This window comes from Pandoraea vervacti (assembly GCF_000934605.2).
Classification (GTDB): Bacteria; Pseudomonadota; Gammaproteobacteria; order Burkholderiales; family Burkholderiaceae; genus Pandoraea; species Pandoraea vervacti.
In genome coordinates this window covers 860,473-875,462 of record NZ_CP010897.2, presented here as the reverse complement: position 1 = coordinate 875,462, position 14,990 = coordinate 860,473, and the positions used below count along the sequence as shown (strand labels likewise).

The following is a 14,990-nucleotide window of genomic DNA, read 5'->3' as shown; positions in this document are numbered from 1 at the left end:
CGCGAAATCCGTTTCAATTTTCGGTCGTCGACGTTTTTTCCCTTGGCATTCGCGCATCGCTCGCCGACATTGGATCGAAACAAACCGAAACGAATCGTTTCAACCCATCCCAGCCAATGGCGGTGGGACATCGACTGCAGGAGACAGGCGGTATGGAACACGAGGTCGACTATCTGATCGTCGGCGCAGGCTCGGCAGGATGCGTGCTTGCCAATCGTCTGAGTGCGGACCCCGCGAATCGGGTGCTGCTGCTCGAAGCCGGCGGACACGATAGCAATCCCTGGATTCACGTCCCCGTCGGCTATTTCAAGACCATGCACGACCCGGAACTGGACTGGTGCTATCGCACCGAGCCGGACGCCAACGTGGCGGGCCGCCAGATCGACTGGCCTCGCGGCAAAGTGCTGGGTGGGTCCAGTTCGCTCAACGGTCTGCTCTATGTGCGCGGCCAGCGAGAGGACTACGATCGCTGGGCCGAACTGGGCAATCGTGGCTGGGGCTATGCCGACGTGCTGCCCTACTTCCGCAAATCCGAAGATCAGGAACACGGGGCCAATGCGTATCACGGTGTGGGCGGCCCGCTCAAGGTCTCGGATTTGCGACTGCGCCGGCCCATCGCCGAGCACTTCATCGCTGCCGCCAAAGACATCGGCATTCCCTTTAACGAGGACTACAACGGCGCGACGCAGGAAGGCGTCGGCTACTTCCAGCAGACGGCCTTCAAGGGATTTCGCTGGAGCACGGCCAAGGGCTTTCTCAAACCAGCGCGTCACCGCACCAATCTGATCATCGAGACGCGGGCGCAAACCTGTCGGGTGTTGTTCGAAGGCAAGCGCGCCGTCGGTGTCGAGTATGTGCAAGACGGTCAGCGCAAGAAGGCGCGCGCGCGCGTCGAAGTGATTCTGGCGGCGGGGGCCATCGGCTCGCCGCAACTGCTGCAAAACTCGGGCGTCGGGCCGACGACGGTGCTGGCGAAGGCGGGCGTCGCATTGCGACACGCGCTGCCGGGCGTCGGCCGGAACCTGCAGGATCACCTGCAGGTGCGTCTCGTGTTCAAGACGCGCGAGCGCACGTTGAACGACGAGGTGAACCATCCCTTGCGCAAGGCGCTCATCGGTTTGCAATACGCGCTGTTTCGCACCGGCCCGCTCACGCTCGCTGCGAGTCAGGTCACGATCTTCACGCGCTCGCGCCCGGAACTCTCGCGTCCCGACATCCAGTTCCACATGCAACCGCTCTCGGCCGACAAGCCGGGCAAGGGGGCGCATCGCTTCTCGGCCTTCACGTCGTCCGTGTGCCAGTTGCGCCCGCACAGCCGGGGAAGTGTCGAGATCCGCACGAACGACCCGTTGCAGTATCCGACGATTCACGCGAACTATCTCTCGGACGAGCGCGACCACCGCGTGGTGATCGACGGCATCAAAGTCGCGCGCCGCATCGCGGCAGCGCCCTCGCTCGCGCCGCACATCATCAGCGAATTCGTGCCCGGCGCACAGTACCGGAGCGACGAGGAACTACTTCAGGCAGCGCGACAGTTCAGCCAATCGATCTATCACCCGGCGGGCACCTGCAAGATGGGCGACGACGCCATGGCCGTCGTCGACGATCGCCTGCGCGTGCATGGCCTTGCCGCGCTGCGGGTCGTGGACGCGTCGATCATGCCCGAGCTCGTGTCGGGCAACACGAATGCACCGACCATCATGATTGCCGAGAAGGCGGCCGACATGATTCTCGAAGACAGGAAGCAAGCGTCGGGCATGCAGGAAATCCGCGGCAGCAGGCAGACGCCGACGGAAGCTGTCCTGGCGGTGTAGTCGCATTGCAGTCATCAGCCCCAACCTCATTACAAGCTTCATTACAAGCTTCACCAGATTCGGAGACAACCATGAATGCATCGACCCAGACCGACGCCCGGCAGATGCGCCGTGTCGTCGTCGCCAGCCTCATCGGCGCCACTATCGAGTGGTACGACTTCTTTCTCTACGGGGTGGTGGCCGGCATCGTGTTCAACAAGTTGTATTTCCCCGGCAGCGATCCGCTGGTGTCGACCATGCTGGCGTACGGCACCTTCGCGGTCGGTTTCCTGAGCCGCCCGCTCGGCGGTGTAATCTTCGGGCACTTCGGCGACAAGCTCGGGCGCAAGAGCATGCTCGTCATGACGCTCACCATCATGGGCGTGGCGACGATGCTCATCGGCATGGTGCCCACCTACGCGCAGATCGGTCTATGGGCGCCCGTGTTGTTGCTCGCATTGCGCGTGCTTCAAGGCATCGGTCTGGGCGGCGAGTGGGGCGGCGCGGTGCTCATGGCGTTCGAATATGCGCCGAAGGAGAAACGCGGCTATTACGCCAGCATTCCGCAGGTAGGTCTCGCGCTTGGTCTGTGCCTCGCCTCCGGCGTGGTGGCGCTGCTCTCGTACGTACTCACCAGTGCGCAGTTCCTGGCGTGGGGCTGGCGCGTGGCCTTCTTCCTCTCGGTCGGGCTCGTCGCCATCGGCATGTACATTCGACTCAATGTCATGGAAACGCCGGAGTTCTCGAAGATCAAGAAGGCCGGCGCCGAGATCAAGATTCCGATTGCGGAAGTCCTGACGAAAAGCCCGGGCAACGTGCTGGCGGGCATGGGGGCACGCTTCATCGACGGCGTGTTCTTCAACATCTTCGGCGTGTTCTCCATCGCCTACCTCACGCAAACGCTCAAGCTCTCGCAGACCGAAGCGCTTACCGGCGTGATGGCCGCTGCATTCGTGATGATCTTTACGATTCCGTTCTTCGGCAAGTTGTCCGATCGCATCGGTCGCACGCGCATCTACTTCTGGGGGTCGCTCGCCACGGGGTTGTCTTCCTTCGCCGGCTTCTGGCTGATGAAGGCAAGCGGCGGCAACGTGATGCTCGTGTGGCTGTCCATCGTGATTCCGCTCGGTGTGATCTACGCCTCGGTCTATGGCCCGGAAGCCGCCCTGTTTTCGGAACTGTTCGACGCGAAGGTGCGCTACACCGGCATCTCCTTCGTCTATCAGTTCTCGGGCATCTTCGCGAGCGGCCTGAGCCCGATCATCGCCACGTATCTGTTGCAAAAAAACGGCGGCGAGCCCTGGATGATCTGCATCTACGTGCTCATCGCCGGTCTCGTCAGCGCGCTGTCCGCTGCGTGGATCGGCAGTCGCAAGCGCCGCCAGCACGTCTGGCACGGTGCGGGGGTGACGGAGCATTGAGCCGGTGCCGAGCCTGCGCTAGCGGGGCGCTGCGGCAGGGAAACCGCTGATCGGCGGCACGATCCGGGTCATCGCACGCCGCAGCCATCGCAGCCATCGCAAGGGCGTGTCCGTCATCGGGCACGCCCTTCGCTATTTCGCGCAACGCGTTCGCCATGACCATGGTCAGTACGCCTGAAGGTCATCTCGTGCGATGATGAAGGCACGCGCAAGCCGCCTGCCTCCCACGACAGGCTGACAGGCTTTGCCCCGACTCTCTGGCCCGCGAGATCACAAACACGAATGCAGCGAGATCCGTCGCTTGATACCGCCATTGCCGAAGACGAACCCGACCGTCCGGGTCCGTTGTCGGAAGCTTCCCTGCTGGGCACGCCCTCGACGCCGCCCGGCCCGGCGCCTGCGGATGCCGTTCCCCTGCCGATCAGCGTGTATCCCGCGCTCATGGGCATCTTGCTGGGCTACGGCGTGCTCGTGGTCGGCAACGGCCTGTTCGTCACTGCGGTGCCCTTTCACGCGCTGAAGTACGGCGCCTCGACGTTCACCATCGGCGTGATCCAGTCGTGCTACTACGCGGGCTTCCTGCTCGGCGCGTTCTACAACCGCTCGCTCATCGAACGCATCGGTCAGCATCGCGCGTTCGTGGCCTTCACGGCGCTCGCGGCGCTGTTCGTCATGGGCTTCGCCGTGAGCGAGTCCATGCTCCTGCTGTGCCTGTTTCGGGTCGGTACCGGCCTGGCGCTCATGGGCATGTACACCACCGTGGAGAGCTGGCTCAACGGCTCGGTGCCGAACACCATGCGCGGTCGTGTCTTCGGCTCCTACCTCACCATCAACTATCTGGCCGTCAGTGCCGGGCAGTTCCTGCTCAATATCGGCGAGGCGGGCAGCGAGGGACAGTTGCTGCTCGTGGCGAGCCTGTTCGTCGCGGCGATACTGCCGATCACGCTCATGCAGGGCTGGCCCACGCGCGTGGCCGACGAGCGACTCGTCAAGCAACCGGCGATAAGTCTGTTCGACAGCGTCGCCGAGATGGCGCGCGCAACGCCCATCGCCATTCCCGGGTGCATTCTCGCGGGCTTCCTGTATAGCGCCTTCTACGCGATGATGCCCGTCTATCTCACGCGCATCGGATTTTCCATCGGCAGTCTCTCGACGTTGATGGGCGTGGCGCTGTTCGGCGCGCTGCTCATGCAATGGCCGGTCGGACGTCTCTCGGACCGGATGGATCGGCGTACGGTGTCGCGGCGTCTGGCCGTGGCGTCTGCCGTGTTCTGTGCGCCGTTGATCTTCATTCAGGCGCACTGGCTCGTCTTCGCGCTGATGTTCCTGTTCTCTGCGGTCAATTTCACGCAGTACGGCCTGATCGTCTCGCACGTGAACGATCGCACCGAACCGGAACGGCGTATCGGTGTGAGCGCAACGTTGCTCATTCTCTTCTCGGTCGGCGGGCTGCTCGGGCCGATGATCGCCTCCGTGGTCGTGACCGTGCTCGGTCCGGGCGGTCTGCATGTCTTCAACGTCGTGTGCGCGCTGGCGCTCGCCCGCGTCGCGCGTCGGGCTCAGGTGATCGCGCCCTGATCGGCGTGGGGCGATGGACGGCGGTGGATGGCGGAGGCGAGTGCGACCGGCCCGGCGTCAGTGTCAATATCAGCCCAAACGCCCCATTTTGGTGCGAAGACGGCACGCTCTGGTGCGACGCGTCACAAGACAGGCGGAAATCGGCGGAAAAATCGGGGACAATAGCGCGCGCCTTTGAGCACGCTTCTTGCTCTCCTATTCTGTACATATCCTTGCCGCCGCCGCGCCTGTCACGACCATGACCCTGCTTGATCTCGACGCCCCCGGACTCTTGCCGCCCCGATTGACGGCGACCGACGATGGCCGGCGCATCGTCATTTACGGCGACTTCACGATTTCGAGCGTGTTCCAGCCGGTGTTCTCGGTCTCGCACCGGCGCGCCATCGGTTACCACGCCTCGCTGCGCGCTCACGACCCGCAGGCGCGCCACGTGCCCTCGCACGAAGTCTTCACCATGGCGGCGCGTCATGGCGACATGCTGGAGCTGGGGCGGCTCGCCGAGTCGTTGCATCTGGGGAATTTCCACGAATTCGACAGCCGCGATGCGTGGCTTTTCCTGAATCTGCACCCAGCGGCGCTGATGGACACGGTCTACGGCGACGCGCTCATCGCCACGCTCAAGGCCACCGGCCTGTCGCCGCAACGGGTGGTGCTCGAAGTCCCGGAGCAAGCCGGCGGCGACACGCCACGCTTCGGCGCGATCGTCGGCAGTCTGCGCAAGGCGGGTTTCCTGATCGCGCTGGGCGGCTTCGGTGCGAAGCACTCGAACATCGATCGCGTATGGGATCTGCGCCCGGACATCGTGGTGCTCGATCGCGGCATTCTGGCGCAGGCGACGGAGCAGTCACACCTGGCGCGGGTATTGCCGGGGCTCGTGTCGCTACTGCACGAGTCGGGCCAACTGGTGATGATGGGGGGCCTGACAACCGATCGCGAAGCGCTCATCGCGCTGGAGTGCAACGTCGACTTCGTGCAAGGGCAATACTTCGCGGCGCCGGACTTCGATCCCGTTCCGCCCAAGGTCGCTGCCGAGCGTATGGATGCGCTGTCGTCGGCGTTGCGCACCCAGCTCGTGGAACGCGAACGCGCGCAGCATGCTCGGCTGGCGCCGTATGTCGCGGGCATCGAATCGGCCGCCGCGCGTCTGGCGCAAGGTCAGGACATTCGTCAGGCGACACACGACCTGCTTGCCCTGCCCGACGCGGCACGTTGCTTCCTGCTCGACGCGGCCGGACGCCAGATCGGCGACAACGTCTTGCCGCACAGCCACTCCTCGCAGCGGGCCAAGCGCTTCCGTCCGTTGCTGCATTCCGAAGGCGCGAACTGGGCGCGGCGTCCGTACTTCATCGAAGCCATGCGCGCGCCCGGCGAAGTGCACTTCACGCCGCCCTATCTCTCTATCAACGAAGCGCATCTGTGCGTGACGGCGTCCATCGCCTCGCCCGCCAAACAAGGGCTGCACGTGCTGTGTGTCGACATCAACTGGTAGCGACAACATCGCCACATGTCGACGAGACAAAACGCCCCCGGCGTCTTCCGACGTCCGGGGGCGTTGTCTTTGCGGCGACATTCAGCGCAAGTGCGCACCGATGCATGCACCCACAGGCTTATGCAGCGCGCGGCGCGTGATAGCGTTCGAGCCAGTGCGCGTACGGCGCGGGCAATACCCACGTCGGACGCTTTTCATCGAGATCGCGCGCCGCGAAATACGGCCAATGCGGATTTGCCAGATGCGCGCGACCGACCATCACGAGGTCCAGCTGGCCGTCGGCCACGACACGGTTGGCGACCTGCGGATCATCGATGCCCCACGCCGAAGCCACCGCAATGTCCGCTTCCTGCCGGACGCGCTGCGCGATCGGTGCGAGAAAAGCCGAGCCCCAGGGCACTTTGGCGTCCGGGGTCGAGAAGCCCACGCTCACGCTGAGCAAATCAAGGCCGCCCTCGCGCATCTGGCGCGTCAACGCGATGGACTCGGTGAGCGTCTCTTCGTCGCGACCGTCATATTCGAGAACACCGAAACGTGCCGTGAGCGGCAGGTGTTCGGGCCACACTTCGCGCACGGCGGCGAACGTCTCCAGCAGGAAGCGGCTACGACCGGCGAGATCACCGCCGTAGGCGTCTTCGCGATGGTTGGCATGCAGCGAGAAGAAGCTCTGCGCCAGATAGCCATGCGCGAAGTGCAGCTCCAGCCATTCGAAGCCGGCGGCCAGCGCACGGCGTGCCGCCGCCACGAAATCGGCTTTCACGCGCGCGATGTCGTCGAGCGTCATGGCCTTGGGCACCTTGCCGAGATGACCACCGAACGCCACCGCAGACGGCGAAATCGTCGGCCAGCCTCGCGAATCCGCTTCACCGATGTGGTCGTCGCCCTCCCACGGACGGTTCGCGCTCGCCTTGCGACCGGCATGCCCGATCTGGATGCCGGGCACAGCGCCGTGCGACTTGATGGCCGCCGCAATGCGCGCCATGCCCGTCGCCTGCTCATCGTTCCACAGACCGGTGCATCCCGGCGTGATACGGCCTTCCGGCGAGACGGCGGTCGCCTCGACGATCACCAGGCCGGCGCCACCGCGCGCCAGGCTGGCGTAATGGGCGAGGTGCCAATCGTTGGTCACGCCGTCAACGGCGCTGTACTGGCACATGGGCGGCACCGCGATGCGATTGCGCAGCTTCACGCTTTTCAGTTCAAACGGGGAAAACAGGGCAGACATGAGAATTCTCTTTACGGGGGGTGGGTTTCGACCTTCATCAGTCGACGTCAGGCATGGTAGCCCCACCCAGCTATAATGGAAACCATCTGCAAATTATCGATTCGATAACAGTTCATTATGGTGAATCCCCAGTGGCTCAAGTCCTTCGCCACGCTCGCCGAGCTTGGCAACTTCACGCGCACCGCTGATCGGCTCGGGCTGACGCAGGCCGCCGTGAGCCAGCACATCAAACATCTCGAAGAGGAGTTCGGAACGTTGCTGGTGCGGCGCCCGCGCGCCATTGAACTCACCCCTGCCGGGCAGGCGCTGCTCACCTATTGCGATCAGGTCGAGTGCGCCGCCCGGCATTTGCGCTCCAGCCTGGAAGACGCCAACGAGGAATGCGGCAACATCACGCTCATCACACCGGGCAGCATCGGGCTCTACCTGTGTCCGATCCTGCTGGACATGCAGCAGGCCAATCCGGCGATGGCGGTGCGTCACCGCTTCGCGCCGGACCGAGAGGTGCTGGAAGGCGTGCTGCAGAACCACTTCGAGCTGGGCCTGGTGACCTTGCGTCCCGACGACCCGCGCGTGAGCGCCACGCCGTTCACGCAGGAACCGCTCGAACTTGTCGTGCCTGCCGGAGAAGACGTTCATTCATGGGACGACCTGAAGCGCATCGGCTTCATCGAGCATCCGGATGGCGAGGCGATGTCCACGCGCCTGCTCAGCCGCCGCTTCCCCGGCAACCCGGGTGTGCAAAGCCTGCCGAGCAAGGGCTGCACGAACCAGATCAGCCTGATTCTCGAATACGTGGCCCGTGGCCTGGGATTCACGGTGATACCGCAATACGCGCGACAGGCGTTCCCGTTGCAGGACGCCATCCGCGTGGTGGATTGCGGCCCGCCTGTGGTCGATACGCTCTGGCTGATCCATCGCGCCGAATGGCCGCTCTCGGCACGTGCGCAGCGCGCCGTGGCGTTGCTGCGCGAGCGTGTCGATGCGCCGCGTCCGCGAGCGTTCGGCGGCGAGAAGGTGCGAGAGGGTGCGGTAACGCGCAACCGCGTGACGGCCTGATGGCTTGACGCCTGGACGGACTGATGACGAGGGCAGCGGCCGCCCGCTCCCCCTCTCACCGCCGTGCCCGTTGTTTCGTGCTGGCACGATCTGCGGCGTCGCTGTCATTGCGAACTGACGGCGCCAGCCGGTACGCTGCGGAATTCTCTTTCGCCCGGCCTTAGCGCCACTTGCCACTCGCCGCCCGCCACATCATGCGTTTTCGTTCCTCGCTGCTCGCCGTCCTGCTTGGCCTCTGTCTTGTCGTTCCCCGTATGGCGCTTGCGACGCAAGACGCAGCGACGCAGGCCCGGCGCGAGCTGCTCGACGCCCTTGCGTCGCGCCCACGCCAGCCGGTCGTTGCCGTCATCGCTTCGAACGAGGGTACGGAGACGACCGACTTCCTGGTGCCCTACGCCGTGCTCAGGCGCGCCGGCATCGCGCAGGTGGAAGCCGTGGCAGTCGAGTCCGGCGAGGTCACGTTGATGCCAGCGCTACGCATCGCACCCGACACATCGCTGGCGGACTTCGACGCGCGTCATCCGAACGGGGCCGACATCGTGATCGTGCCGGCGATGCATGTCGACGATGACGCGCGCGTGCTGGCGTGGCTGCGTCGTCAGGCGTCGCAAGGCGCACTGATCGTGGGCATCTGTTCCGGCGCCAAAGTGCTCAGTCACGCCGGATTGCTCCAGCGCAAACGCTTTACCGGCCATTGGTATGACCGGGACGACCTGCGCAAAGCCAATCCCGAGGGGCGTTACGTGCCCGACGTTCGCTACCTGTATGACGACGGCGTTGTCACGACCACCGGTGTGAGCGCCTCGTTACCGGTGGCGATCACGCTTGTGGAGGGCATTGCCGGGACATCGCGCGCTATGGACGTGGCACGCATGTTCGGTGTCACCGACGCGTCGGCACATCACGTCAGCGCCGGATTCCGGCTCGACGCCTCGCGGCGCTGGACGATCGCGCGGCACTGGATGGCCTTCTGGCAACACGAGACCTTCGCCATTCCCGTTCGGGACGGTGTCGACGACGTGTCGCTCGCGCTGGTGTCCGACGCCTGGTCCCGAACGTGGCGCAGTCAGGCCGTGGCAGTCAATGCAGGCGCCGCCTCGGAGCGCGTCACGATGGCCAGCGGATTGCAACTGATCGCGCAAACCGCGCAACAAAGCGGGGCTTCCGCACGCACACTCCCGCTCTCCCCGGACGGCAACGCGATGACCCGCTTCACCGGGGCGCTCGATGCCATCGAGCATCGCTATGGATCGGCAACGCGCGACATCGTCTCGCTGACGATGGAATACGTCGACACATCACGCTAGGGTCGTGCCCTGCGTTTGTGCCGCACGCCGGTATTGCGACATCGGTACCCCGAACGCCTCGCGAAACGCGCGCTGCAAGGCATCGACGCTGCGAAATCCGCTGCGTTGCGCGATGCGCTCCTGCGGCCACGCCGTCTGCCGGAGCAAGGAATTCGCGAACTGCACGCGGGCGCGCGTGACATAGCGAGCGGGCGACACGCCGGTGTCGCGAGAAAAGGCACGGGAGAAATTGCGTGGACTCATGCGAGCGACAGCGGCAAGCGCATCGACGCTGAGATCGGCATCGAGATGACTCTCGATCCATGCGATGGCGTCGCGCACCGGCGACGTCGCGCCCTGTTGCAAGGTCAGCGAACGGCTCACCTGCGACTCCGCTCCACCCCGCAGCAAGAACAACGCGAGATCGCGCGCGATATCCATCGCAAGCGCGCGCCCGAGATCCGCTTCGATCATTCCCAGCGCCATGTCGATGCCGGTGGTGACGCCACCGGAAGTCCAGAGCTTGCCGTCGCGCACGAACACCCGGTCGTGCTGCACGTCGGTCGCGGCGCACATCGACGCGAGCAGATCGCACGCGCGCCAGTGCGTGGTCGACTCACGCGCGTCGAGCAGGCCCGCCGCCATCAGCACGAACGCCCCCGTGCAGACGCTGGCCACACGCCGCACCCGGGGCGCGATGGCGGCGACCCACTGCGCCGCGCCGTCGTCCAGCACGGCACGACGCAACGCGTCTTCTTCGCCGCCGGCCACGATGACGGTATCGATATCGTCGATATGCGTGTCGAACGAGCCGACCAGCGACTTTAGCGGCGTGGTATCGGCAATGGAGAGCCCGGCGCTGGTGCGAACATTGCCCCCGTGCGGCGACGCCACCGTGAGACGGTAAGCGCCCGGCACGGCAAGCGACGCTTTGGCGAAGGTACTGGCAGGGCCGGTGACGTCAATGGCCTCGACGCCCTCGAAAGCCACGATGACGATGTGACGACGGGTGACGCTCGCGTCGAAAGATGGATCACTGAATGACACGCCAATTTCCCTGAGTCGACAAGACAAGGGACGGGCCACGCTGCCCGCCGGGTGGCGAGCATTGTAGCCCTGAGCGGTAATCCGGCGTGAAAGTGCAGGCCCTGCGAGATGCCTTATCGGGCCTTATCGGGCCGCCTGCGTGAACTTGTTGAACGACGTATCGAACAGACCGCGCACATCGAAGCCCTTCGTCAGCGTGCCCGTCTTCACGAAGTCGTCGACGCTCTTTTGCGCTTCGGCGATGGCGCCGTCCGTGAGCGGCTCGTAGCGAATGCGCGACGTGCTGAACCATTGATGCGCGAGCTTCGGATCGACGCGCGACTTCGCCGCCCACACGTCGGCATAACGTTCAATGTGACGCGGGTCCGCCAGCGACCACTCGCGCGCACGCTGATAACGCTGAACGAAGTCGCCCAACAGCTCTCGTTTGCTGTCGATGACCTTCTGTGTCGTCGACAGATAGCTTTGCGCCGCGATCAGTCCACGCGCCGTGACCACGGTCTTGGCCCCAGCCTGACGCAAACGCGTGACGTACGGCTCCCAGGTCGCGGTCGCATCGACCTTGCCCGCCTGAAGCGCCGCTGCCGAATCGACGGACGCCAGATACGAATACTTCACGGAATCGAGCGGCAGACCGGCAGAGGTGAGCGCCGCCTGCACCAGTTGCTGGGACCATCCGCCTCGCGTGACCGCCACCGTCTTGCCCTTCAGGTCGGCAACCGTCTTGATCTGCGTATGCGGCCCCGCGAGCAACACCACACTGTCGGGACTGTCGCGATAGATGCCGATGACCTTGACGGGTGCGCCCTGCGCGGCGAGGAACAGCACCGGACCATCGCCCTGCAGACCGATGTCCAGCGCGCCGGCGTTGACGGCCTCGATCACCGGCGTGCCTGCCGGGAACTGTTTCCATGAGACGGTGTACGGCGCGTCCTGCAATGCGCCGGACGCTTCGAAAAGGCTCTGGGCGTTGTATGCCTGATCGCCCACCACCAGCACCGGCTTGTCCGCCGCCTTGCTGGCGAACGGCAGGATGGCAGCCACGCTGAGCGCCGCCGCCGCCCCACGTCGCAGGCGGGCACGCCAGATCGGCCACTGTTGCCGGGCACGCGAGCGCAGGTCGCGCTTTGCGGCGCGTGCGAGCGTCGCGCGCACCATCGCTGCACGCGAGGGCGGCGAGACGTACAGACCGAACGCAATGGCAGAGGCCGCAATGAATGCGTCGAGCACCGGATCGTCCTGTGCAGCGGCATGGGAGGCAGATGTCGTCATGTCATGTCGCCACGCACGAACGCGGCCGAAAGAGTGGAGGATGTGCCAGTCTAGACACGCGTCGCCGCATCCCCAACCATCGATTGATGCGATCCATAGCGCGCCCTTCACGCGTTTGCTTATGTGCGTTTGCTTATGTGCGTTTGCTTATGTGCGTTTGCTTATGTTGTTTTGCTTATCGAGTTTCGTTGTTTGCCGTGCGACGAATGGCTCGCTTATCGTGATCGTCTACCGAAATCGAACGAGAGCAAGCTCATGAGCCAACCTGCCCGCAAGCTCCGGCTGGGCGCCTACATGTCGGGTTCCGGCGTGCAGGGCGACAGCTGGCGTCATCCCGACACGGACACCGACGCCTATTCGCAATTCGCGCGCTACCGTCACTACGCCCAGGAACTCGAGCGCGGCCTGTTCGACGCGTTGTTCTTCTTCGACAATCTCTTTGTCTCGACGGACCCCATCGCCCTTGCCCACAGCCCCGGCGCGCCGCGCTGGGACCCCGTGGTGCTGCTCGCAGGTCTGGCGGGCGCCACCCGGCACATCGGCCTGGTCGCCTCCGTGAGCACCACCTACAGCGAACCGTACAACGTGGCACGCGCGTTTGCATCGCTCGACCACCTGTCCGGCGGCCGCGCGGGCTGGAATCTGGTCACCTCCACAGGGGGCGGCCAGAACTTCAACCGCGACGACCACGTCGATCATGCGCTGCGCTACGAGCGCGCCAACGAGTTCTACGACGTCGTGACCGGCCTCTGGGACACGCATGCCGACGACGCCTTCGTGCGTAACAAGGCCACGGGCCAATGGGCCGATCCGTCGCGCATCCGCACCCTCGACCATCGGGGCAAGCACTTTCAGGTGCGCGGGCCGTTGAATGCGCCACGCCCCGTTCAGGGCTGGCCGGTGATTGCGCAGGCGGGCTCGAGCGAAGCGGGACGTGAACTCGCCGCACGCGCGGGCGAGCTGCTCTACACGGCTGCGCAGGATATCGAGGAGGCCCGCGCCTTCTATACCGACGTGAAAACACGCGCGCTGAAGTATGGCCGCAAGCCGGAGCACATTTTCATTCTGCCGGGCGTGTCGCCCATCGTCGGGCGCACGCAATCCGAAGCGGAGGACATTTACGACAGCCTGCTCTCGCATCGCGATCCCGCCGTGGCGCTCAATGCACTGACCAACTATGCGAGCCTGGGCATCGACCTGGCGAGCTTGCCCTTCGACGCGAAGGTGCCGCTGCCCGACCATGTCCCGGAGACGAACTCGCACAAGAGCCGTCAGAAGTTGCTGGTGGACTGGATTCGACGAGAACAGCCGACCGTACGGCAGCTCTACACGCGATTTACCGGCGGGGGGCACCGCGTGCTGGTCGGCACGCCGGCATCGATCGCCGACGACTTCCAGCACTGGTTCGAGACGGGCGCGGCAGACGGTTTCAACATCATGTTTCCGAGCGCGCCCGTGGGTATCACGTCGTTCGTGGATCTCGTGGTGCCGGAATTGCAGCGGCGCGGCCTTTTCCGCACGCGGTACGAGGGTCGCACGTTCCGCGAGAATCTTGGCGTGCCGCCGGTGCCCAATCGCTACTTCGACGACCACCCGCCGCGCGACATTGCATCGCCAGCGGGTGCAGCGCCAGGGACGTCGGCCGATCAGCCGGCCGCGACCACTGCCGCAATCGCCTGACCCACTTCGGTCGTGTTCGCGCGCCCGCCCATGTCGCCGGTGCGCGGACCGTCCTTGATTACCTGCGTGATGGCCGCCAGGATCGCATCGTGGGCGTCGCGCGTGCGCGAGTCGCCGCGACCGATGAAATCAAGCATCATCGCGGCGGTCCAGATCATGCCGATCGGGTTGGCGATGTTCTTGCCCGCAATGTCGGGCGCCGAGCCGTGCACCGGTTCGAACAGCGACGGGAACTTGCCTTCCGGGTTCAGATTGCCCGACGGCGCAATGCCGATCGTGCCGGTACATGCCGGGCCGAGGTCGGACAGAATGTCGCCGAACAGATTCGATGCGACGACCACGTCGAAACGATCCGGATTCAGCACGAAACGCGCACACAGAATGTCGATGTGCTGCTTGTCCCACGTAATGTCGGGATATTGGGCGGCCGTCTCGGCAGCCCGCTTGTCCCACCAGGGCATCGAGATCGAGATGCCATTGCTCTTGGTCGCGACCGTCACATGCTTGCGCTGGCGCTGCTGCGCCAGATCGAACGCGAACTTCAGCACGCGCTCCGTGCCGTGGCGGGTGAATACCGACTCCTGCACCACGAACTCACGCTCCGTGCCTTCGAACATCACGCCGCCGACGGACGAATATTCGCCTTCGGTGTTCTCGCGCACGATCATGAAATCGATGTCCCCCGCCTTGCGGTTCGCCAGCGGTGAAGGCACGCCATCGAACAAGCGCGCCGGGCGCAGATTGATGTACTGGTCGAACTCGCGACGGAACTTGAGCAGCGAGCCCCAGAGCGAGATGTGATCGGGCACCGTTTCAGGCCAGCCGACTGCGCCGAAGAGAATGGCGTCCACGCCCGCGAGCTGCTCCTTCCAGTCGTCCGGCATCATCTGACCGTGCGCGGCGTAGTAATCGCAACTTGCCCACTCGATGTGCTGGTACTCGACGGGGATGCCGAAGCGCTTGCTGGCGGCGTCGAGCACGCGCAGGCCTTCGGGCATCACTTCCTTGCCGATGCCATCACCCGGAATTACGGCGATCCTGAACGGACGCTGGGCGCGTTGGGACGATTCGGTCATGGTCTGTCTCCTGAACGTTTGACGAATGTGCGTTAGGTTATTCCATTCCAACGCGGATAAAATC

11 protein-coding genes are annotated in these 14,990 nt (G+C 64.7%); 7 read left to right on the top strand and 4 right to left on the bottom strand.

Translation table 11 applies throughout. From position 1 onward, the window contains the following. Window positions 1-152: 152 nt before the first annotated feature. From UC34_RS03920 to UC34_RS03905, 4 genes are all read left to right on the top strand, one after another. Window positions 153-1,814: a GMC family oxidoreductase gene (locus tag UC34_RS03920; protein WP_044457721.1), complete on the top strand. Its 1,662-nt coding sequence runs from the start codon at window positions 153-155 to the stop codon at window positions 1,812-1,814. A gap of 71 nt (window positions 1,815-1,885) precedes the next feature. Beyond that, on the top strand, window positions 1,886-3,214 hold the full coding sequence (locus UC34_RS03915; RefSeq protein WP_044454094.1) for an MFS transporter: 1,329 nt from the start codon (window positions 1,886-1,888) through the stop codon (window positions 3,212-3,214). 282 nt (window positions 3,215-3,496) lie between these two features. Further along, window positions 3,497-4,792: an MFS transporter gene (locus tag UC34_RS03910; RefSeq protein ID WP_044454093.1), complete on the top strand. Its 1,296-nt coding sequence runs from the start codon at window positions 3,497-3,499 to the stop codon at window positions 4,790-4,792. Window positions 4,793-5,030: 238 nt separating this feature from the next. Beyond that, a complete protein-coding gene (locus UC34_RS03905) occupies window positions 5,031-6,281 on the top strand; it encodes a sensor domain-containing phosphodiesterase (protein WP_044454092.1) in 1,251 nt (416 codons plus the stop codon). A gap of 118 nt (window positions 6,282-6,399) precedes the next feature. On the opposite strand, the gene UC34_RS03900 is transcribed toward UC34_RS03905, so the two are convergent. After that, window positions 6,400-7,506 carry an NADH:flavin oxidoreductase/NADH oxidase gene (locus tag UC34_RS03900; protein WP_044454091.1) on the bottom strand — a complete coding sequence of 369 codons (1,107 nt, stop codon included), beginning with the start codon at window positions 7,504-7,506 and terminating at the stop codon, window positions 6,400-6,402. Between the two features lie 117 nt (window positions 7,507-7,623). Between UC34_RS03900 and UC34_RS03895 the strand changes: the two genes are divergently transcribed. After that, on the top strand, window positions 7,624-8,565 hold the full coding sequence (locus tag UC34_RS03895) for a LysR family transcriptional regulator (protein ID WP_044454090.1): 942 nt from the start codon (window positions 7,624-7,626) through the stop codon (window positions 8,563-8,565). A 194-nt stretch (window positions 8,566-8,759) separates the two neighbouring features. Next, a complete protein-coding gene (locus tag UC34_RS03890) occupies window positions 8,760-9,872 on the top strand; it encodes a DJ-1/PfpI family protein (RefSeq protein ID WP_044457720.1) in 1,113 nt (370 codons plus the stop codon). Here the strand turns inward: UC34_RS03890 and UC34_RS03885 are convergent. Together UC34_RS03885 and UC34_RS03880 are read right to left on the bottom strand one after the other, a co-directional pair. Beyond that, on the bottom strand, window positions 9,864-10,898 hold the full coding sequence (locus tag UC34_RS03885; protein ID WP_044454089.1) for a GlxA family transcriptional regulator: 1,035 nt from the start codon (window positions 10,896-10,898) through the stop codon (window positions 9,864-9,866). The two genes, UC34_RS03890 and UC34_RS03885, sit on opposite strands and share 9 nt — an antisense overlap. Before the next feature lie 123 nt (window positions 10,899-11,021). Further along, window positions 11,022-12,170, bottom strand: a complete 1,149-nt coding sequence (locus tag UC34_RS03880) for an ABC transporter substrate-binding protein (protein ID WP_052810888.1) — start codon at window positions 12,168-12,170, stop codon at window positions 11,022-11,024. Window positions 12,171-12,425: 255 nt separating this feature from the next. Here UC34_RS03880 and UC34_RS03875 point away from each other — a divergent pair, with 255 nt between their 5' ends. Continuing rightward, window positions 12,426-13,850, top strand: a complete 1,425-nt coding sequence (locus tag UC34_RS03875) for an LLM class flavin-dependent oxidoreductase (protein WP_044457718.1) — start codon at window positions 12,426-12,428, stop codon at window positions 13,848-13,850. On the opposite strand, the gene UC34_RS03870 is transcribed toward UC34_RS03875, so the two are convergent. After that, window positions 13,817-14,926, bottom strand: a complete 1,110-nt coding sequence (locus UC34_RS03870; protein WP_044454088.1) for a tartrate dehydrogenase — start codon at window positions 14,924-14,926, stop codon at window positions 13,817-13,819. The genes UC34_RS03875 and UC34_RS03870 overlap by 34 nt on opposite strands. Window positions 14,927-14,990 lie beyond the last annotated feature (64 nt).

Coding starts and splice junctions, on each gene's coding strand:
- UC34_RS03920 (WP_044457721.1), top strand. CDS start 153: ATGGAACACGAGGTCGACTATCTGATCGTCGGCGCAGGCTCGGCAGGA.
- UC34_RS03915 (WP_044454094.1), top strand. CDS start 1,886: ATGAATGCATCGACCCAGACCGACGCCCGGCAGATGCGCCGTGTCGTC.
- UC34_RS03910 (WP_044454093.1), top strand. CDS start 3,497: ATGCAGCGAGATCCGTCGCTTGATACCGCCATTGCCGAAGACGAACCC.
- UC34_RS03905 (WP_044454092.1), top strand. CDS start 5,031: ATGACCCTGCTTGATCTCGACGCCCCCGGACTCTTGCCGCCCCGATTG.
- UC34_RS03900 (WP_044454091.1), bottom strand. CDS start 7,506: ATGTCTGCCCTGTTTTCCCCGTTTGAACTGAAAAGCGTGAAGCTGCGC.
- UC34_RS03895 (WP_044454090.1), top strand. CDS start 7,624: ATGGTGAATCCCCAGTGGCTCAAGTCCTTCGCCACGCTCGCCGAGCTT.
- UC34_RS03890 (WP_044457720.1), top strand. CDS start 8,760: ATGCGTTTTCGTTCCTCGCTGCTCGCCGTCCTGCTTGGCCTCTGTCTT.
- UC34_RS03880 (WP_052810888.1), bottom strand. CDS start 12,170: ATGACGACATCTGCCTCCCATGCCGCTGCACAGGACGATCCGGTGCTC.
- UC34_RS03875 (WP_044457718.1), top strand. CDS start 12,426: ATGAGCCAACCTGCCCGCAAGCTCCGGCTGGGCGCCTACATGTCGGGT.
- UC34_RS03870 (WP_044454088.1), bottom strand. CDS start 14,926: ATGACCGAATCGTCCCAACGCGCCCAGCGTCCGTTCAGGATCGCCGTA.